18 protein-coding genes are annotated in these 20,877 nt (G+C 50.2%); 4 read left to right on the top strand and 14 right to left on the bottom strand.

Translation table 11 applies throughout. The features are described 5' to 3' along the window. Positions 1-144 precede the first annotated feature (144 nt). The 7 genes from ACKLKD_RS25815 to pcoA all read right to left on the bottom strand — a co-directional run bounded on the left by ACKLKD_RS25815 (position 145) and on the right by pcoA (position 6,994). Entirely contained in the window at positions 145-579 is a 435-nt protein-coding gene (locus tag ACKLKD_RS25815; RefSeq protein WP_004118347.1) for a hypothetical protein, read from the bottom strand. A 215-nt stretch (positions 580-794) separates the two neighbouring features. Further along, the gene (gene pcoS / locus ACKLKD_RS25810) at positions 795-2,195 is read right to left on the bottom strand and encodes a copper resistance membrane spanning protein PcoS (RefSeq protein ID WP_002436614.1); all 1,401 of its coding nucleotides are present in this window, start codon (positions 2,193-2,195) and stop codon (positions 795-797) included. After that, positions 2,192-2,872, bottom strand: coding sequence for a copper response regulator transcription factor PcoR (gene pcoR, locus ACKLKD_RS25805; RefSeq protein ID WP_001188930.1), 681 nt, complete (start codon positions 2,870-2,872; stop codon positions 2,192-2,194). The genes pcoS and pcoR overlap by 4 nt, the downstream gene beginning before the upstream one ends. A 54-nt stretch (positions 2,873-2,926) precedes the next feature. After that, positions 2,927-3,805 (bottom strand): copper resistance inner membrane protein PcoD, encoded by an 879-nt coding sequence (gene pcoD, locus ACKLKD_RS25800; RefSeq protein ID WP_080821469.1) that lies wholly within the window; start codon positions 3,803-3,805, stop codon positions 2,927-2,929. Between the two features lie 55 nt (positions 3,806-3,860). Beyond that, positions 3,861-4,241 (bottom strand): copper resistance system metallochaperone PcoC, encoded by a 381-nt coding sequence (gene pcoC / locus ACKLKD_RS25795; protein ID WP_000025662.1) that lies wholly within the window; start codon positions 4,239-4,241, stop codon positions 3,861-3,863. A gap of 39 nt (positions 4,242-4,280) precedes the next feature. Next, positions 4,281-5,171, bottom strand: a complete 891-nt coding sequence (gene pcoB / locus ACKLKD_RS25790) for a copper resistance outer membrane transporter PcoB (protein WP_171003150.1) — start codon at positions 5,169-5,171, stop codon at positions 4,281-4,283. A 5-nt stretch (positions 5,172-5,176) separates the two neighbouring features. Beyond that, a complete protein-coding gene (gene pcoA / locus ACKLKD_RS25785; protein WP_032423375.1) occupies positions 5,177-6,994 on the bottom strand; it encodes a multicopper oxidase PcoA in 1,818 nt (605 codons plus the stop codon). A 233-nt stretch (positions 6,995-7,227) separates the two neighbouring features. Between pcoA and ACKLKD_RS25780 the strand changes: the two genes are divergently transcribed. Together ACKLKD_RS25780 and ACKLKD_RS25775 are read left to right on the top strand one after the other, a co-directional pair. Then, complete coding sequence (locus ACKLKD_RS25780) at positions 7,228-7,677, top strand: copper resistance protein (protein WP_001023257.1); 450 nt, start codon at positions 7,228-7,230, stop codon at positions 7,675-7,677. A gap of 288 nt (positions 7,678-7,965) precedes the next feature. Further along, entirely contained in the window at positions 7,966-8,703 is a 738-nt protein-coding gene (locus tag ACKLKD_RS25775) for a peptidoglycan DD-metalloendopeptidase family protein (protein ID WP_000287501.1), read from the top strand. 33 nt (positions 8,704-8,736) lie between these two features. On the opposite strand, the gene ACKLKD_RS25770 is transcribed toward ACKLKD_RS25775, so the two are convergent. The 7 genes from ACKLKD_RS25770 to silC form a co-directional block, all read right to left on the bottom strand. After that, positions 8,737-8,934: a DUF2933 domain-containing protein gene (locus tag ACKLKD_RS25770; protein ID WP_000843497.1), complete on the bottom strand. Its 198-nt coding sequence runs from the start codon at positions 8,932-8,934 to the stop codon at positions 8,737-8,739. A 40-nt stretch (positions 8,935-8,974) separates the two neighbouring features. Then, positions 8,975-11,422 (bottom strand): Ag(+)-translocating P-type ATPase SilP, encoded by a 2,448-nt coding sequence (gene silP / locus ACKLKD_RS25765; protein ID WP_004187133.1) that lies wholly within the window; start codon positions 11,420-11,422, stop codon positions 8,975-8,977. Positions 11,423-11,548: 126 nt separating this feature from the next. After that, a complete protein-coding gene (locus ACKLKD_RS25760; protein WP_000758228.1) occupies positions 11,549-11,989 on the bottom strand; it encodes a DUF411 domain-containing protein in 441 nt (146 codons plus the stop codon). 86 nt (positions 11,990-12,075) lie between these two features. Further along, positions 12,076-15,222, bottom strand: coding sequence for a Cu(+)/Ag(+) efflux RND transporter permease subunit SilA (gene silA / locus ACKLKD_RS25755; RefSeq protein ID WP_023307499.1), 3,147 nt, complete (start codon positions 15,220-15,222; stop codon positions 12,076-12,078). A 10-nt stretch (positions 15,223-15,232) separates the two neighbouring features. Continuing rightward, on the bottom strand, positions 15,233-16,525 hold the full coding sequence (silB, locus tag ACKLKD_RS25750) for a Cu(+)/Ag(+) efflux RND transporter periplasmic adaptor subunit SilB (protein ID WP_001485328.1): 1,293 nt from the start codon (positions 16,523-16,525) through the stop codon (positions 15,233-15,235). A 113-nt stretch (positions 16,526-16,638) separates the two neighbouring features. After that, positions 16,639-16,992: a cation efflux system protein CusF gene (gene cusF / locus ACKLKD_RS25745; protein WP_001246153.1), complete on the bottom strand. Its 354-nt coding sequence runs from the start codon at positions 16,990-16,992 to the stop codon at positions 16,639-16,641. A 28-nt stretch (positions 16,993-17,020) separates the two neighbouring features. Next, a complete protein-coding gene (gene silC, locus ACKLKD_RS25740; RefSeq protein WP_000475512.1) occupies positions 17,021-18,406 on the bottom strand; it encodes a Cu(+)/Ag(+) efflux RND transporter outer membrane channel SilC in 1,386 nt (461 codons plus the stop codon). 189 nt (positions 18,407-18,595) lie between these two features. Here silC and silR point away from each other — a divergent pair, with 189 nt between their 5' ends. Then, positions 18,596-19,276, top strand: a complete 681-nt coding sequence (silR, locus tag ACKLKD_RS25735; protein ID WP_001572351.1) for a copper/silver response regulator transcription factor SilR — start codon at positions 18,596-18,598, stop codon at positions 19,274-19,276. Then, positions 19,269-20,747: a copper/silver sensor histidine kinase SilS gene (silS, locus tag ACKLKD_RS25730; protein WP_032413335.1), complete on the top strand. Its 1,479-nt coding sequence runs from the start codon at positions 19,269-19,271 to the stop codon at positions 20,745-20,747. Before silR ends, silS begins: the two co-directional genes overlap by 8 nt. The last annotated feature ends 130 nt before the right edge of the window (positions 20,748-20,877 follow it).

The raw sequence follows: 20,877 nt of genomic DNA, 5'->3' as shown, positions 1-20,877 counted from the left end.
TGTGAGGTCGACATGACCAAAAAAAACATTGTGTATGGACTCTTTCATTATTATTCATTTCGCTTATAAAAAAAACGCTCCCGGACGGGAGCGTAAGCCAGTGACTTCGGCGTCAAATGAGGGTCTGACAAGTGGAGCTGCGGGTTAATTCTGGGTGATCTGGCTGCGATGCTTTTCCGCCTGTTGCTGATGAATAACGGAAGACTGGCCATTATTCGCCTTCTCATGCACAACAGCGGCTTTCTCATGCTCGCTCATTTCGGAAAATGGCTTAGCAGTTTCTTGGGTGTTCTCAGGTTTGGCTTTCATCATTTTTTTATGCATTTCAGCCATGTCCTGATGGGCGGCAGAATTGCCGTTTTGCATCATTTCATGGGACATTGCGGCCTGATCGTGACCGCTCATATCCATCATTTTCATGCTCTCCCCCTGAACTGCACTTTTTTCAGCGGATGATTGCATCTGATGGGCAGGCGCCTGGGCATTATTTACCTGGTCATGCATGTTCATTGTCTCTGCAGCCCAGGCAGATGAAGCGACAGCCATCATGGCAATAAAGGATACAAGGATCTTTTTCATGGTTGGGTCTCCGGTGTTTTCATACCCGAACAATCAATGCTTATAACAGAGAAAGCATTTGATCTCAGGGCTGGTTGATCATCACGCCAGGAACCGGGCGATTGAATTATCACGCTGTCCTGATTTATGGCTGATTATAAAAAACCGCCTCTGTTTATCGCGTGACTGAACGATGACATTTTTGTCACCTTCCGGGTTTCTCCTGAATAACGGTATTAATCCATTAACAGACGCACACTGAACACAATTTCCCGCCCCTGCTGTTCTGCTGACAGCTCGCCGCCGTGAGCATGAATGATCGACCTTGTAATTGATAATCCCAGCCCCGCGCCTTCCGTGTTGTAGAACCTTGATGAGTCTGCGCGATAGAACCGGTCAAACAAACGTTCCAGATTAGCGGGAACCTGGCCGGACATCGTATTCGTAATCATCACGTTCACACAGTCACTGTCACGCTCAAGGTGTATCGCTGTACAGGTGTTATCGGGAGAATACTTGATTGCATTGGAAAGCAGGTTACTGAAAGCACGTCGGAGCATATCGCTGTCTCCGGCAACAACGCCCTCTCCTTCAACCGTGATTGTCTTTCCTGTTTCGTCTGCCAGGGGCTCGAACAACTCACGTAATTCATTCAGTTCGGCTGCCAGATCCACATCATGTTTATCCAGCCGCAGCAGACCATGCTCTGAACGTGCCAGAAAAAGCATGTCACTGGTCATTCGTGACAACCTTTTCAGTTCTTCCAGGTTAGCGAATAAAATTTCGCGGTAATGCGAAACATCCCTTTCCTTAGCCAGTGCAAACTGCGTCTGCATCATCAGATTACTGACTGGTGTGCGCAGCTCATGCGCGATGTCAGACGAGAAATCTGACAGTTTCCGGAATGCCCCCTCCAGGCGATCAAACATATTATTGAACTCCTGCATGGTCTCAGAGATTTCCGGCGGAGCCAGATCGGGATTTAGACGCTGATCCAGGCTGTGTACGGTCATGGAGGAAGCCAGACTGGTCATTTCCCGTAGCGGTTTCAGACCAATACGTGTGGTCAGCCAGCCCAGAAAAACAGAAATAAAGACCAGACCGATATTGAACCAGAACAGCCAGGTACTGAGTTTGTCCATAAACAGGGTGTGATACCCAGTATCCGTGGCAACCGTAATGATGACATGTTTGCTTTTACCCTGTTCCGGCGTCACGGCAACCCGCCGCGAGATACTGCGGTACACGGTGTTATTTTCTTCCGTCTGGATCATATAGTCGAGAATATCACCCGACTTATTAAGCAGGACCGCTGGAACAACAGAATTTTTGGCATAGAGTTCAACAATTTTTTCATTTTCCATGTTTTTTATAGAAATGAATAAGCCATTGTGCCCCACCATCGCATCGTTTATTTTTTCTGATAATGACTTAATATCCGTTTTGTTCCTGAACGTCTCTGTTTTAAGAAACTCTTCGGTGAGCTGAAGTTTACCTGTCAGAAAATCGCGGTCCTGATTATCGAAATAGCCATTCAGGGTGCTAATCAGGATAAAACTTGATAACCACCATACCGTAAGCATCACCGCAGAAAAAATCAGGCTCAGGCGTGTGGTCAGGGAAATTTTGAACCTCACTCTTCTCTGATCTCCAGGACATATCCGGCACCGCGAACGGTATGGATCAGTTTTGGCTCAAAGTCATCATCAATTTTACTTCTCAGACGTCTCACGGCGACATCAATCACATTCGTATCACTGTCAAAATTCATGTTCCAGACCAGGGACGAGATAAGACTCCTGGGTAACACTTCTCCGGTGCGTTGCAGCAGCAACTCAAGCAGAACGTATTCTTTACCGGTGAGATGGATCTTCTTCCCCGAACGGATCACGGTCCGGCGCACCATATCAACGGTCATATCGGCGATGGTGCAGACTGTTGCGGCCTGCGAGCGTGCCCGGCGCAGTAGGGTTCTTACACGTGCAACCAGCTCCGTAAAATCAAAGGGCTTAATCAGGTAGTCATCTGCGCCAAGCTCCAGTCCTTTCACTTTGTCCCGCACGTTGTCCTTTGCGGTTAAAAACAGGACCGGTTCTTCGTGCCCGGACTCCCTCAGTGCGCTGATGATTTGCCACCCGTCGAGGAAAGGCAGCATCACGTCCAGTATTATCAAATCATACTGTCCCTTCGACGCGGCCCCGAGACCATCGCGGCCATTATTAAAGAGATCGGCCTGATAGCCTTCCTCAACCAGTCCCTGCTGCAGGTAACGACCTGTTTTTTGTTCGTCTTCAACGATTAAAATACGCTGCATGGTCAACTCGCTGATATGAAAGTAAAAATCTCACGCATGAGCTTTGGCTGTCCCCTAGCTGATCTGAGACGGAGCAAGCATTCCAAGCCACGCTACGGCGCCCAGAATGATAATCGCAACAACGAATTCTGTCAGGATGCTGTTTCGCATCAGGGCAACGCTGCGATCATAATTCCCTTCCCTGACCATAACTTCAAGCCGGGGACCCAGGTGAAACCGGTTTGCTGCAGCCAGAAGAAGCATCAGAACAAACAGAGCCGTCTTGGCAAGCAATATCCTCCCCCAGGAACTGTTGAATAAGGGAGTTAAGTTACCCTCAGCAATATACAGATAGTTGACCAGCGCACTCAGGATCAGGGCTACAACAATCACCGTTCCTGCCGTGGCAAATTTTGCCAGGGAGTCAGATATCACAATGACGCTCTGTGCATTATGCTCGTTTCTGCGCATCAGCAGGATAGCAAATGCAACCAGAGCACCTGTCCAGGCACCTGCAGCGCCGAGATGGGTCAGATCGCTCAGTAAATGGAGATAGTAATGCAGACCGTCATGCATAACGGCGTGTCCTCCCCAGGCAAGTGTAGCCAGCGCCACGCCCCCACTCATCGTCATCAGCAGGCAGGACAATACTCTCTTATTAGTGTAAAGGAACAAAGCACCGAGTGTGGTAAACAGGGCACAGAGCCTGACAATCCAGCTAATACCCACATCAGTTTCTTCTATCACCATCTCGATAACATGGATGGATAATTCTCTGAGGTCAGTTACTCCACTCATGGCATTAGATACCAGGAGCATATTAATGCCAGTAAGAATGATGCCTGTAACAACAGCAAAGGTTATAAACGACCTGAAATTAGTCAGGTTATAGGTTTCATGTCTGACACCGCTTATTCCATATATCTGAAAAAATGGCAATCCAAATATTACCATCAAATCCAGATAAAGAAGAAAACGAATAACAATCATAATCAGGTCGTTCATAATATTACTTCACTGTAAAGGTGTAATTACCGGTAATAGGGTGCGTATCTGAAGAAACCGCGCGCCAGTCAACACGATAAGTGCCAGCGGGTAAAGGCTCTCGCGGAATAATGACCATCGATTTAGGGTCAGCGCCTGGCGCCACTTTTGCCGCGACCGGCATCGGAGAATGTGATGACATGCCTTTCATACCCGTCATCGTTAATTTTGCACCTGAGAATTTCACGGTCAGATTTTCCGAGAAATTAAGCTGAATCTTTTCCGGGGCCGCTACGGCTGAATCAGCCTGTGGCACAGAGCTTTTTAATTCCGGATGGGCCATAGCAGAGAAAGCAACGCCCATAACGAGGCCACCTGTAAGAATGGCTTTATTTAAAATCGACATTTTATTTACCTGTTTAGTTGAGTGTTTTATATCAGTGAGTTAAAACCAGATTCTGGCTCCCGCCAGGAATACTACCTGATGGTCTTTCTCACCTTCTCTTTTCGCCATATCGGATGTTTTCCCGTAAAGTTGATTCCAGGAAACGCCTATATAGGGTGCAAACTCACGGCGTATTTCATAGCGCAGCCGGAGCCCCAGCTCTGTGTCAGTCAGTCCCCTGCCGCGACCCCGCGATTCATCATCCTGACTGTAGAAATTCACCTCATAGGATGGCTGGAGTATGAGCCGGTTAGTCAGTAAAACGTCGTATTCTCCTCCCAGACGAAGGGCTGCTTTTCCGCCATTACTGACAAAACCCGTAATTTCAGACTCAAAATTATAGAGTGCCAGCCCCTGAAAACCGACAGCAGCCCAGGTCCGGGCAGAAGCAGGTCTGAAATCCTGCCTGACACCCGCAACCAAATCCCACCATGGGCCAACCGCATGTCCCCAGAGTAACTGCGCTTCAGCCGCCTCCGTTTCCCCATTGCTTCGTTCACCTTCACTCTTTAGCCAAATCCGATCTGTGTCGCCTCCAATCCAGCTGTTAACACTCCAGCTGAAATTGTTGGTGTTATCCGACCGTTGCCATTCCAGTTGATCCAGCAGAACCAGATAATTAATCGCACTGTCGTGAATCGCATGCCCCTGTAAATTGCCGAATGCAGCCTTCCGGTCGGCATCGGTAACAGGCGGAATTGGCGTTATGCTCTCAGTTACAATGGGCTCCATTGACGTCATCTCAGTGAAATTCTCATCTGCTGGCATCTGCATGGCAGACATGCCGTGCCCGGCGTGGGGATCTGCAGAGACGGATCCCGCCGCAATAGAAAGCTGTGAGGTAAACAAACCGGCGACCAGAACAGGTATGGCCTTCAAATTTCTCTTCATTCGCATCATTCCTCCACCCGGACTTCACGAAACATTCCCATTTCCATGTGATAGAGCAAATGGCAGTGATACGCCCAGCGGCCAAGCGCATCTGCTGTCACTCTGTAACTGCGTTTTGTACCAGGGGGAACATCTATTGTGTGTTTACGAACCATGAAATTACCGTTTTCATCTTCCAGATCGCTCCACATACCATGCAGGTGAATGGGGTGAGTCATCATGGTATCGTTGATCAGCGTGATCCTGAGCCGCTCACCGTATTTCAGCAGCACCGGTGCGGCATCTGAAAACTTGATTCCGTTAAATGACCAGGCAAACTTTTCCATGTGGCCGGTTAAATGCAGTTCTATGGTACGGCCAGGTTCACGTCCGTCAGGATCCTCAAAGCGGCTTTTCAAATCCGCGTACGTGAGAACCTTTCTTCCGTTATTTCGAAGACCAATACCCGGATCATTTAATTTCGGAGAGACGCTCATCGCCTGCATATCAACCAGTGGGTTATCCGTTTCTGACGCAGGATGACTTTGCATACCCGGCATTCCGGCCATCCGGGAATGATCCATACCGGCCATGCTGCTGTGATCCATGGGCGCGGAGGATGTCCCGCTATCCGGAAGGTCAGCACCGTCCATAGACATCATCTCTCCGCTGTTACCCATGCCTCCCATCTGGCTGTGGTCCATTCCTGCCATATCATGTCCCATTCCCCCCATACCCATATCTTCCATGGTCAACAGAGGACGGGGATCGAGGGGGGGAACGGCAGCACTTAACCCCTCTCTCGTGGCCAGTGTCCCTCGAGCGTAACCGGTCCTGTCCATGGATTGTGCGAAGATGGTATAGGCCTCACCCTGAGGCTCCACAATGACATCATAGGTTTCGGCAACGGCAATCCTGAATTCGTCAACGGTAACCGGGTTTACATACTGGCCATCTGCAGCCACGACCGTCATTTTCAGCCCGGGGATACGGATATCGAAATAGGTCATTGCCGAGCCGTTGATAAACCGTAAGCGTATCTTTTCACCGGGACGGAACAGTCCGGTCCAGTTTTTCAGCGGGGCCTGCCCGTTCATGAGATAGGTGTAGGTGTAGCCACTGACATCCGCGAGGTCAGTCGGATTCATTTTCATTTCAGCCCACATTTTCCGATCGGCAATGGTGGCTGACAGCCCCCTGGTATTCACGTCGCGGAAAAAAGAGCCAACGGTTGGTTTATTGAAATTGTAGTAATCCGACTGTTTTTTTAATTTTTTCAGCAGGCTGTGAGGATTTTCATCGGTCCAGTCAGACAACATGACCACATGCTCACGATCGTAAGCAAACGGTTCTGGCTCCCTGGCATCGATGATAATGGCACCGTATACCCCCTCCTGTTCCTGCAGACCGGAATGGCTGTGGTACCAGTAAGTCCCGTTCTGCTTAACCTTAAAGGTGTAAACGTAGGTATCATCAGGCTCTATGCCCATAAAACTCAGCCCCGGAACACCATCCATATTGGCCGGAAGAATAATGCCGTGCCAGTGAATGGACGTCTGTTCATTAAGACGGTTTTTGACCTTCAGGGTAATGGTGTCACCTTCTTTCCAGCGAAGAACGGGCCCCGGCAGGCCTCCATTGATTGTTTTGGCCTGACGCTCACTGCCCGTGATATTGACGGCCGTTTCACCAATGGTCAGGTCAAACTGAGTACCCTGCAGGGATGCGGCAACTGGCAGGCTCAGACTGGAACGCGCATTGAAACTCCATACGCCAAGACTTCCGGCTACGCCAGAGAGGGTTAACCCCTTCAGGAAAGTTCGTCGAGACGTTTTCAACATCATGCGCATTCCCTTATTTAAAGTATGGTTACTGACAGAATTCGAGAACCGATTTAAATTAAATTACTGGTTCATCCACTTACAATGAAATGAATCTAGCACACCTTAAGAAACAAATTCATTACAATCGTGTAATGTACGTGGCTGTATTACATTTACGTCATCTTCCCCACAGGTTGATTTTTTTATATATGATCATAAGGACATCTTTTATGTACCTCAGAAGGTAATTACACATGAATATATTAATCACGACCACTGCGTTTACAGCTTTATTTTGTGGGGCAGCTTTTGCTCAGTCCAGTGATATTGCCCATGAAGCACATCGATTTGTTAATAATGCCTCAGCCGTCAGTCATGTGAACTCCTCGACGCATGAAAACTTACCGGACAGGGTTAATAAAAACAACACGCCCTCATTCTCTGAAATGAATGAACATGAAAGGGCCATTGTTGCTCATTCATTTATGAACAACAGCGCGTCCTATGCGCATCAGAAAATGATTGAGGAACATAAAAAAATGCTGTCCGGCAGTGATGCAAATTCAAAGACCTCGTCTTCTTCTTTTAACGAACTGAATGCCGGAGAAAAAGCCGCTCTCGTGCATGAGCAGGTCAATAATGCCGGTGCGGAAGCACATCAGACGCAGGCAAGAAAGCTTCGCGGGCTGTATTCGACCAGGTAACTGCAGGCGGGTTAGTGCTTAGCGTCAGGTGCGCAGCAGGGCTTTACTGACGGGTTACGTAGCAGGACATGAGCCCCATATTGCTCTGCCGTAACCTGTTTCAGTCCCGTTAATCATCACCGTCGGGCTGGTCATACAGTTCCCAGAGCTTCAGGAGCAAACGGGAAACAAGATATGTTACAAAAATGACGACCATCAACGGTGCTCCCGATTAACTGACAGATGACACGCCTCCTGAAAACCCCTAGCATACGCCGCAGTGTTCATGCTAACGGCGAATTCCAGTAAATGTATTCTACCGATGTCGTAAAAGAAAATGCCTACCTTTCAGCCACCCGCTCGGGGCTGGAATCGAACGAGATCGCTACTCTTCAGCGCTCCTTGCCTTCCCGGTTTAATCTGCGGCATTTGAAAAAAAATGAATCATTAAAACTCGTACTGCAAAAGAAAGCGGGAAAATCACGTGTCGTGGCCTATAAATTTACGTCCGGTTCATTTAATTACACGGCGTATCGTATATCAGATAAAAAGTTCTATAACCTTTCCGATACTTCCGGGAAAGGCAGTCTCGATTATCCGTTACCGGCCACAGCAAGACTCAGTTCGCCTTTCAATCCTGCAAGACTTAACCCGGTATCGGGAAAAGTGAGTCCCCATAATGGCATTGATTATTCCATGCCCATGAACACGAAAATAGTCAGCGTCATCGACGGAAAAATCACCCGGGCCGAATACAACAGCACCATGGGATATTTTGTTGAAGTAACAGGAAAAGCCGGTGTTAAAACTCGCTATCTCCACCTCAATAAAATACTCGTTACTAAAGGGGCCAGGGTTACCCGGGGAGGCGCTATTGCGTTATCCGGTAACAGCGGACGTTCATCCGGTCCTCATCTGCATTACGAGCTGGTCATCAATAACAATCCTGTTAACTCACTGGCGTTCCGGGCAGCGGCACCCGCTGATAACAAACTTGAACAGCATGCCTTTGCGCATGCCAGAGACTACGAACGATACCTGGACTGATAACGGGGCCGCGACGCGGCCCCGTCTGCCGGATTAATTTTTTTTATCGTTTTCACTTCCTTGATGTTGATGATCTCCATGCCCTCCGTGGCCGTGGAAAAGATGCATTAGCGGGCAGACCAGCAATAACAGATATGGCCAGTAACCTGCCACATGTGACCAGTGTTCGCGCAGGAGGGCAAATGCCGCGATCGCGGCGACAGCAATAAGCGCATAGGTGGTACTTTTCATACCGGACTCCTTCTGTTCGTAACAGCCCCTTCACTCAGTGTTATTTCCCGAGCCTGACACTTTTCAGACGCAACGCATTCACAATGACGCTGACGGAGGAAAGGGCCATGGCCGCCGCCGCAATAACTGGCGACAGCAGTATTCCATACACAGGATAAAGCAGGCCTGCAGCCACAGGCACGCCAAGTGCGTTGTAGATAAATGCAAAAAACAGATTCTGTCGGATATTTTTCATGGTGATTTCTGACAGATGACGGGCCCTGTTCAGTATCATCAAGTCGCCTTTGAGAAGGGTGACTCCGGCACTTTCAATTGCCACATCTGTACCCGTTCCCATGGCTATTCCCACGTCAGCCGCTGCCAGCGCCGGGGCATCATTCACACCGTCTCCGGCCATCGCAACCACATGGCCAGACGCTTTCAGTCGGGTTATCACTGCTTTTTTGCCATCCGGCAGAATCCCGGCTTCAACCTCATCTATTCCCAGTTTCCGTGCGACTGCTTCAGCAGTAAGCTGGTTATCCCCGGTGAGCATAACAATGCGGATCCCCGCCTGACGCAAAGCTTTAAGCGCATCCGGCGTGGTTGCTTTCACGGGATCCGAGATAGCTATCAGGCCTGCAAGGTTCCCGTCTGTGGCCACATAGATAACGGTAGCGCCTTCCATCCGCAACGTATCCGCAACGGCCTTTTGATTATCAATAACGATACTGTTTTCCTGCATAGCCAGTTCATTACCAATAACAACCCGTTGACCTTCGACATCGCCTGAGACACCTTTCCCCGACGGGGCATTGAAATTACTGACGGCAGGTATCACGATCCCCTTTTCATGCGCGGCTCTGACAACAGCCATACCCAACGGATGCTGCGAACCTTTTTCCACTGCAGCTGTTACACGTAAAAGAGATATTTCCCCACCCGGACTGAGACTGATAATCCCTGTCACCGTAGGCGAACCTTCCGTGAGCGTGCCTGTTTTGTCGACAACCAGCGTGTCCACTTTTTCAAGACGCTCAAGGGCTTCGGCATTCTTGATTAACACCCCGGCCTGGGCGCCTTTGCCCACCCCCACCATTATCGACATCGGCGTGGCCAGTCCCAGCGCGCAGGGACAGGCAATAATCAGGACCGACACAGCCGCAATGAGACCGTGCGCCATCCTGGGCTCGGGCCCCCAGACAGACCAGATCAAGAAAGCAACAACCGCGATAAGTATCACCAGAGGAACAAACCAGCCTGAAACGCTGTCTGCCATTCTCTGGATGGGGGCACGCGAACGCTGTGCATCAGCGACCATCTGAACAATTCGTGAGAGCATCGTTTCATCACCGACTTTCTCTGCACGGATGATAAGACTACCTGTCTGATTAATCGTCCCCCCAATGACAGGGTCACCCTTCGTTTTGGTAACCGGCATAGACTCCCCGGTCACCATCGATTCATCAACGGTTGTTTTGCCTTCAATCACGATACCGTCGACCGGAATACTCTCTCCAGGTCTGATGCGGAGCTTATCGCCAGGCAGGACATCTTCCGCATTAATATCCGTTTCATGACCGTCATGATCCAGCCGTCTGGCGGTTTTGGGGGCAAGGTTCAGAAGCGCAGTAATGGCGCCTGAGGTTTGTTCCCGTGCCCGCAGCTCAAGAACCTGTCCCAGCAGAACAAGCACCGTAATAACTGCTGCGGCTTCAAAATAAACGGCCACCAGGCCATCCATGTTTCTGAACGATGCAGGAAACCAGGAGGGGAAGACGGTTGCAATGACGCTGTAAACCCAGGCTACGCCGGTCCCCATTGCAACAAGGGTAAACATATTCAGGGAGCGGTTACGTAACGACATTCCGGCCCGGGCGAAGAATGGCCAGCCACACCACAACACGACAGGGGAGGCCAGAAGCAACTGCAGCCATGTGTTGTACTGTGGCGGTACTGTATTCCTCAAGTCGGGAAACAGATGAGATCCCATTTCGAGTACCAGAACCGGAAACGCCAGCAACAACCCCAGCCAGAAGCGTCTTGTCATGTCGTGAAGTTCATCACTCGGCCCCGTGGATGCCGTAGCTACGAGCGGCTCCAGTGCCATTCCACAGACAGGACAGCTTCCGGGACCACTGCGGCGTATCTCCGGGTGCATCGGACATGTCCACACACCTTCAGAATTCTCTTTTTCCGCCTGGTTGTGAGGCTGTTTTATCTGATCAGGGCTGACTTCGTGATGATCGTGGTGATGGTGATGGGAATGTTCACTGGCATCTTCGGTAAGATAACGATCGGGATGGGCTTTAAATTTACTCTCACAGCTGGCGGAGCAGAAATAAAGTTGGTGGTCCTGGTATCGAATGCTGCTGTGCGCCCTGTCGGGCAGGATGGCCATCCCGCACACGGGATCTCTCACCTTATGCAATACGTGGCCCTCGTCCGGGGATAATGTCTGCTCAGAAGCAGTCTGGTTGTTGTGTTGCACTGCATTGTCATTTTTCACAGTAACTCTCCTTATGCATACCGAAGCATCTTCTGTCTTCAGGGTATGTCATGGATGCGATTACCACGAATATCGCCGGCACAGGAGTGCCTGCTACCGGCGTCCCGTTATCAGCCGTTCCGCTGACTATTCGATTCGCTGGAAGACTTTTTTACTTCCATCCGGTGAGAATGCGATAACATCGTAAGCCTCTTTTCGGGCTCCCATCTCCATTCCAGGACTTCCTGCTGGCATACCGGGGGTGGCGAGACCGTATATACCCGAACCAGACTGCATTGCCTTATGTATCGTTGTCGCAGGCACATGGCCTTCAATGATCAAATTACCGGCAACCGCGGTATGACAACTTCGTAGTCCTGCAGGAATAGCATGCTTTTCTTTCAGGGCTGACAGCGCCTGATCATTCATGACGTGAGTTCGTACTTCAAACCCGTCTTTTTCCATCGCTTTGCCCCACAGGGAACAACAGCCACAGTTTTCAGATTTGTACATATCAATGACTTTTTCACTCGCCATCGCGGGTAGTGAAAGGCCGAGAGCCAGCGCCATTAGAACCACTTTTTTCATACTCACCTCTGTATATTATCGATATAAACCCTGACGTCAGGGTGAATCAGTAAAGAAGGACACCCACAGGGGGTGCCCTTTCAGGTTCAGGACACGCTTTTTTTATGTCTGCGCAGCCAGATTAATTTGTAGGCGGCAGGAATAATGAACAGGGACAGCAGCGGAGCCGTGATCATCCCACCAATCATGGGTGCCGCGATACGGCTCATGACTTCTGAACCTGCACCGGTTCCCCAGAGTATTGGCAGCAGACCCGCAATGATCACCGCCACGGTCATGGCTTTCGGCCGGACACGCAGTACGGCACCATGATAGAGGGCTTCATCAAGGCCTTCCGGTGTGAACGTCTCTTTACGGGACAATTCCGGGTGCGCTTCAATGGCATGACGCAGATACATCAGCATGACCACGCCAAACTCTGCTGCCACCCCGGCCAGGGCGATAAACCCGGTTCCGGTCGCCACTGACATATGGAAGCCCTGCCAGTACAGGAACCATATCCCGCCAACCAGGGCAAACGGCAGGCTCATCAGAATAAGTAAGGCCTCATCAGCCCGGCGGAATGCCAGATATAACAGGATGAAGATGATCATCACCGTCATCGGTACCATCAGTTTTAATTTCTTATTGGCGTGCTCGAGTAATTCAAACTGTCCTGAGAATGCCACACTGGTCCCCGGTCTCAGTTTCACTTTCTCACTGATGGCCGTCTTAATATCGTTCACCACCGACACCATGTCCCTGCCGCGGGCATCAACATAAATCCAGCTGGCTGGCCGGGCATTTTCGGTTTTCAGCATGGTTGGTCCGGAAACGACCTTAATATCGGCAACATCGCCCAGCGTAATTTGCTGCTTCATTGGGGTCAGGATTGGCATCTCTCTCAACGCCTGCGGACTGTTACGGTAATCCTGCGGATAGCGAATGTTAATAGGGTACCGGGCCACGCCTTCAACCGTCTCACCCACCATAGCCCCACCGATTGCTGAAGAGACGAACAGCTGGACGTCGCCCACAGTCATCCCGTACCGGGAAGCTTTCTCCCGGTTGATATCGATATCGATGTAGCGCCCGCCCTCAAGTCGCTCAGCCAGGACAGACACCACGCCAGGCACGGTTTTGGCTACCGCCTCGATACTCTGCGCCGTCGCGTCGATATCGGACAGAACAGTCCCGGACACTTTGATACCTATCGGGCTTTTGATCCCGGTTGAGAGCATATCAATACGGTTACGGATAGGCGGCACCCAGAGGTTTGCCAGACCCGGTAAACGGACTGTCCTGTCGAGTTCATCAATAATCTTGTCAATTGTCATGCCGGGACGCCACTGATCCTCAGGTTTGAGCTGGATCGTGGTTTCCACCATTTCGAGCGGCGCGGAATCCGTTGCGGTCTCTGCTTTACCGGTCTTGCCAAATACAGAAGCCACTTCAGGAACGCTTTTGATTAACTTGTCTGTTGTCTGCAGGAGCGCTGCAGCTTCTGCCGGAGAGACGCCAGGCAAGGTCGACGGCATATACAGCAGATCGCCCTCGTTAATCTTCGGCAGAAATTCACCGCCCACCTGACTCAGTGGCCAGATAACCGTGAAAATGGACAAGGCCGCAACCAGCAGGGTTGTTTTTGGCCAGTGGAGGACCCGCAGCAGCAAAGGATGATACGCTTTGATCAGCACCCGGTTCAGGGGGTTACTTGTCTCGGCAGGAATTTTTCCCCGGATCCAGAATCCCATCAGAATAGGAATGACGATGATGGCCAGTGCGGCCGCTCCCGCCATGGAGTACGTTTTCGTGAATGCCAGCGGGCCAAACAGACGACCTTCCTGCCCTTCCAGGGTAAAGATAGGAATAAAGGACAGGGTGATGATCAGCAGGCTAATGAACAACGCGGGTCCCACTTCCACGGAGGCGTCGGTAATCACCTTCCAGCGGGTGGCGTTGTCAATCTGCTCACCCGGATGCTGATGATCCCACTCCTCAAGCCGTTTGTGCGCATTTTCAATCATCACAATGGCGGCATCCACCATCGCACCGACGGCAATCGCTATCCCTCCCAGCGACATGATATTGGCGTTCAGTCCCTGGAAGTGCATGACGATAAAGGCGATACACAGGCCAAGCGGCAGAGAGATAATCGCCACCAGGGCAGAACGTACGTGCCACAGGAACAGAGCACAGACGATGGCCACCACGATAAACTCTTCGAGAAGTTTGGAACTGAGGTTATCAATCGCCCGGTCGATTAACTGGCTGCGATCGTAGGTGGTCACGATTTCAACGCCTTCCGGCAGGCTGGCCTTCAGCGTCTCCAGTTTATCCCTCACTGCCGTGATAACGTCGCGCGCATTTTTACCCGACCGCAGGATCACCACGCCGCCAGCGACTTCTCCCTGGCCGTTCAGCTCGGCAATACCACGCCTCATTTCGGGCCCGGTCTGCACGCGGGCAACATCCCGCAGATAAACCGGCACGCCGTTCTCACCTGTTTTCAGGACGATGTTATTAAAATCATCAATGCTCTGAAGATAACCGCTGGCACGGACCATATACTCCGCTTCGGCCATTTCAACGGATGAGCCACCGGCCTCCTGGTTAGACGATTCAAGTGCCTGTTTCACTTCGGGCAGGCTGATACCGTACTGGGACAGTTTTACCGGATTGACCTGAATCTGGTACTGTTTCACCACGCCGCCAACCGAAGCGACCTCAGCCACGTTCGGGATGGTTTTCAGCTCAAATTTCAGGAACCAGTCCTGCAGAGAGCGCAGTTCTGAAAGGTCGTGTTTTCCGTTGCGATCGACAAGGGCATATTCAAATATCCAGCCCACTCCCGTGGCGTCCGGGCCGATTTCAGAGCTCACACCCGCAGGCAGTTTGCCCTGAACCTGATTCAGGTATTCCAGCACGCGCGAACGGGCCCAGTACAGATCGGTGCCGTCTTCAAAAATGACATACACATACGAATCACCGAACTGTGAAAAGCCACGCACGGTTTTTGCGCCAGGTACGGACAGCATGGTGGTGGTAAGCGGATAGGTGACCTGGTTTTCTACAATCTGCGGGGCCTGTCCGGGATAGCTGGTTTTAATAATGACCTGCACATCTGACAGGTCAGGCAGCGCATCGACCGGCGTGTTAATTATCGTCCATGTGCCCCAGATGCTGAGAAACAGTGCGCCCATCATGACCAGGAAACGGTTGGCGACAGAGCGCCGGATAATCCATTCAATCATCGTCGTCTCCTCAGTGCCCTGAATGCATATTTACAGGCTGCTCAGACATTGCTGGCATACTGTTTTCTGTTTTTTCAGGGTGGCGCATACGTTCCAGCGCGCCCGTAATATTGGCTTCGGAGTCAATGAGGAACAGGCCACTGACCACCACGGTATCGCCTTCATTCAGGCCGGAGCCAATGCCGGACTGTTGCTGTGATTCATGCAGAACGTGGATCTGTTTCGGCACAAACTTGCCTTCATCATCAACAGTAATCACGCGCTGTTCTTTGCCGGTATCGATAACGGCCTGGCTTGGTATCAGCAGCATCTCCTGGCTCTTGGTATTCAGTTTCAGATAGGCATTCATGCCCGGCTTGAGAAACTCATCCTTATTAGAAACCTGGAGACGGACCTGAAGCGTACGGGTTGTCTGATCCACGCTGGGAAGAATGTTCCATTTTTCGACATGGAATGTTTTATCCGGATAAGCCGGTACCGAAATTTCAAACTGCGACGTATCTTTCAGCAGATAGGCGATAGATTCTGGCACTGCAGCGCTGATCCAGACCGGGTCCATCCCCTGAATCTGAGCCACTACTTTATCTTTCGAAATATTCATTCCGGTGCGCAGGTCAAACGCAGTAATGACACCATCAATAGGTGCTTTAATGGTAAAACGGGTCTGGATTGTGCGGGTTGAACGCAGCCTTTGAATATCCTCTTCCGGCATACCAGCCAGACGAAGTCGCTCCAGAACCCCTTTTATCTGGGTTGACGTACCGCCTGTACCGGATAACAGCAGGAACTCACTTTGTGCCTCAACCCATTCAGGAATGGTGATATCGATAAGCGGAGTGCCTTTCTTCACATGATCGCCAATCGTCAGGGGATACACTTTTTCGACGAAACCGTCAGAACGCGCCTGCACAATGACAAACTGATACTCGTTGTAACTGACATTAGCCGGGATTGTCTGGGAATAATTCAGCATTCCTCGCGTAACTTTTTGCGTTTTTAATCCCAGATTCTGAACCTGGGTTGGATCGATACGGATCCCGCCACTGCTTTTATCGCCACTTTCATCAGCATATTTCGGCACCAGGTCCATATCCATAAAGGGAGATTTTCCGGGTTTATCAAATTTGGTATCCGGTTTCATCGGGTCATACCAGAAAAGTACCTTTCGCTCCGGTGCCTTTTGTTCGGTTTGTACTGTTTTTTGTGATGAGTTTACATACTGCCAGGCAGTAACCGATATCAGCCCCCCTGCTATGAGGCTGCTGATAATTATTGCAGCATATTTTATCTTTAAAGAAGCCATACAATTTCTCGCTGAAAAATCAAAACACCTGGCATATGCGCCCGATCATTCATTCACAGTAATCCCTTAATGAATGTTCAGGCGCACTGGATGTATTCGCTCCGGACTGATAATCAGGATTGCGTAACGTTAATGCTTTTGAGTAAGGAGATATTGCCCTGCTGAATAAACGAGAAATCGACATGGTTGCCGGTTTTCAGGGCATTGATAGCGTCGTCTGCATTAACAAAAGTGAAGCGCATGGTCATTGCAGGCCAGCCCACAGCAGGGATTGCTTCGTGCGAAATGGTAATCTTTTTACTATTCATATCAATGTCTTTAACGACACCGGTGCCCTTGATAACCTGCTGTACCGAAGCATCACTGGCAGCATTCATATCGCCATGCTGATGTGTTTCAGCATGAAGACCGGCAGAAAACATGACAGAGAAGGCACCAAATAAAACGGCTTTAAGTGAATTACGCATTTTTAATTTCCTGATTAATTAAATAAATTTACTCTACCCAACCGCCACCCAGCGCGGTAAACAGATTAATTTCGTTAACCTGTCGGGAATAGGTAAGATCGAGAATGGTTTGCTGCGTAGCGAAGAGGGAACGTTCTGCATCCAGCACTTCGATGTAACTGACAGCACCACTTGCATATAATCCTCTGGCACGCTGGAGAGTTATCTGAAGTGAATCAAGATAACGCTGCTGTGACTCAAGTTGCTGGCTAAGGCTGTCGCGCAGCGCAAGCGTGTCGGAAACATCCTTAAAGGCTGACTGAATTTTTTGTTCGTAATTAACCACCGATTGTTGCTGGCGAATTTCAGCCAGCTTCAGATTGGCTTTATTCCTGCCAGCATTAAAAATAGGAATTTCAATTTTAGGGATAAAATTCCACATTCCACTTCCTGACGTAAACAGGCTTGACAGCTCCGTACTGCTTGCGGAAAGACCACTGGTCAGGGTAATGGAGGGGAAAAAGGCCGCTCGCGCTGCGCCAATATTGGCATCAGCCGCTTTCAGCTGATATTCCGCTTCCATAATATCCGGTCGCTGCAGCAAAATTTGTGAAGATAGATTTGGTGGCAATTTTACTGGTGCGATCTCCCCGCCTTTCATCCCTTTTTCTGACGGAAGTGCGCGGTACGTTCCCAGCACCAGTTGCAGGGCATTGTTTGCCTGAGCCAGATCGCCTTCTCGTTTGGCTATTTCGGCGCGGGTACTTTCGATTTGTCCTCTCGCCTGTTCAAGTGCCAGAACGTTCGTACTCCCGGTCACGAGCTGTTGCTCAACGAAAGCATAGGACTGTTCATAATTTTTCAGCGTTTCCCGCGCAATACGGAGTTGTTCGTACGCCAGTTGCTGGCTGAAATAGCTCTGTGAAACGTTGGAGACCAGCAGGATGTGTACGGCACGACGGGCTTCTTCGCTGGCAAAGTAGTTCTGGCGATCAGCCTCACTCATGTTCTTAAGTTTGCCAAAAAAATCGAGCTCATAGCTGAGCTCCAGACCCGCGTCGTACTCCTGTGTGGTCGGCTTGTCACCTTTCAGACCACCGTTGTATGTGATCCCGGATGAGGCATTCAGTTGGGGATAACGATCTGCATCCGTGACGTTGAACTGGGCCCGGGCCTCTTCAACCTTCAGGGCAGCCATTCTCAAATCACGGTTATTATTCAGGGCTTCACCGATCAGCCTGCTGACCTGGGGATCGACAAAAAAGTTTCGCCAGCCCGTATCCTGATAGCTGTTTACCGCAGGCGTCAGACTGTTTTTAGACAATGAAAACTGCTGGGGAACCGGAGCTGGCGGACGCTGATATTCAGGTGCCAGAGAAACACAACCAGCCAGGATGAATATGGTACTGATGCTGAGTAATTTTAATTTGAACATAACGCTTCTCGTACAGGCAGACCTGGTAAATGGTTCAAACGAAGTCCAGAGTATTGATAGGGATACTTTACCGAACGCTCTCTGTTTGCCGGGTGACAGGATAATGACAATGTTGTCATTTTTGCTGTAATCCGTTGATAACGATCGTGGGCGCAATAAAATGACATTAGCAGCCAGCCGGGGAGCATGATGAAAATATTAATCGTTGAAGACGAAATTAAAACAGGTGAATATCTCAGCAAGGGGCTGACAGAGGCGGGGTTCGTCGTGGATCACGCTGATAATGGTCTGACCGGATATCATCTTGCCATGACAGCCGAGTATGATTTAGTCATCCTGGATATCATGCTGCCTGATGTAAACGGCTGGGATATCATCCGTATGCTGCGCAGTGCCGGAAAGGGGATGCCGGTATTACTGCTGACGGCCCTTGGCACGATTGAACACAGGGTCAAAGGACTTGAGCTGGGTGCGGACGATTATCTGGTGAAGCCCTTTGCGTTTGCTGAACTGCTCGCCCGGGTAAGAACCCTCCTCAGGCGGGGAAACACGATGATCACGGAAAGCCAGCTTAAAGTGGCTGACCTCTCGGTTGATCTCGTATCCAGAAAAGTCAGCCGCGCCGGGAACCGCATTGTGCTCACCAGTAAAGAGTTCAGCTTGCTGGAATTCTTCATTCGCCATCAGGGAGAAGTTCTTCCCCGCTCCCTGATTGCCTCTCAGGTCTGGGACATGAATTTTGACAGCGACACTAACGCGATTGATGTCGCAGTAAAGCGACTCCGCGCTAAAATAGACAACGATTACGGGACAAAACTGATCCAGACAGTGCGGGGCGTGGGCTACATGCTGGAGATCCCGGATGCATAGCAAACCGTCCAGACGACCTTTCTCACTCGCTCTGCGGCTGACCTTTTTTATCAGCCTGTCCACAATACTGGCGTTTATCGCCTTCACCTGGTTTATGCTGCATTCTGTTGAAAAGCATTTTGCCGAGCAGGATGTCAGCGATCTGCAACAAATCAGCACCACACTGAGCCGTATACTCCAGTCCCCGGCAGATCCGGATGAAAAAAAAGTAAGCAAAATAAAGGAATCAATTGCCAGCTACCGCAACGTTGCCCTTTTGCTCCTCAATCCCAGGGGTGAAGTGCTCTTGAGCTCAGCTCAGGGGGCGGCACTACGCCCGGCAGTGAATTCAGCAGATTTTAGCGAGCACAGCCGCGCACGGGATGTCTTTCTCTGGACGGTGGAGGATCCTGCGGGACCGATGGATACCGGGTCCGGAATGAAGATGGAAACATACCGGATTATCGCCTCCTCTGGCCAGGCGATATTTCAGGGCAAACAGCAGAACTATGTCATGCTGACTGGCCTCTCCATTAATTTCCATCTCCATTACCTTGATGCGCTGAAAAAAAATCTGATTGCAATCGCTGTTGTGATAAGCCTGCTGATTGTTCTGATCATTCGCATCGCTGTCCGTCAGGGGCATCTGCCCCTTCGTAATGTCAGCAATGCCATTAAAAGCATCACCTCCGAGAATCTTGATGCGCGGCTGGAACCGACACGGGTTCCCATTGAGCTGGAGCAACTGGTTATCTCGTTCAATCATATGATTGGAAAGATTGAGGATGTCTTTACCCGCCAGGCCAATTTCTCTGCCGATATCGCGCACGAGATCAGAACGCCCATTACTAACCTGGTGACGCAAACGGAAATCGCACTGAGTCAGAACCGATCGCAGAAGGAACTCGAGGATGTTCTCTATTCCAGTCTTGAAGAGTACAACCGGATGACCAAAATGGTCAGCGATATGCTGTTCCTGGCGCAGGCAGACAATAACCAGCTGATCCCTGAACGGGTTATGTTTGATTTGAGTGCCGAAGTCATGAAGGTCTTTGATTTCTTTGAAGCCTGGGCGGAGGAGCGCAATATCACGCTGAAGTTTTATGGCAACCCCTGTCTGGTCGAGGGTGATCCTCAGATGTTCAGAAGAGCTATCAGCAATCTTCTGTCCAATGCCCTGCGCTATACGCCGGAGGCACAGGCAATCACTGTTTCAGTAAGAGAACAGGAAAGTTGCTTTTATCTTATGGTAGAAAATCCGGGAAAACCCATCCCGGAGGAACATTTACCACGGCTGTTTGATCGTTTTTACCGGGTGGACCCTTCCAGACAACGAAAAGGTGAAGGCAGCGGCATCGGTCTTGCGATTGTGAAGTCAATTGTGGAAGCCCATCATGGTAAGGTAAACGTGGAATCAGATATACGCTCGACACGGTTTATTTTATCCGTGCCAAGACTGGATAAAATGAATCAGGTCGCTCAAAAAAGATAATATGACAAAGATGTCATCAGCCTGTCATGCAGCAAACAGAAGGCATTCGATATAATTAGTGCAACTTAACAGGAAGGCTGGATTGCTTCATCAATACCCGGCGTCAGAGTACACCAGGAACTGAATATCC

Origin of the sequence: Klebsiella sp. 10982 (assembly GCF_048589245.1) — a bacterium.
In the GTDB taxonomy this organism is placed as follows: Bacteria; Pseudomonadota; Gammaproteobacteria; order Enterobacterales; family Enterobacteriaceae; genus Klebsiella; species Klebsiella quasivariicola.
This window is presented reverse-complemented; position numbering and strand designations above follow the sequence as displayed.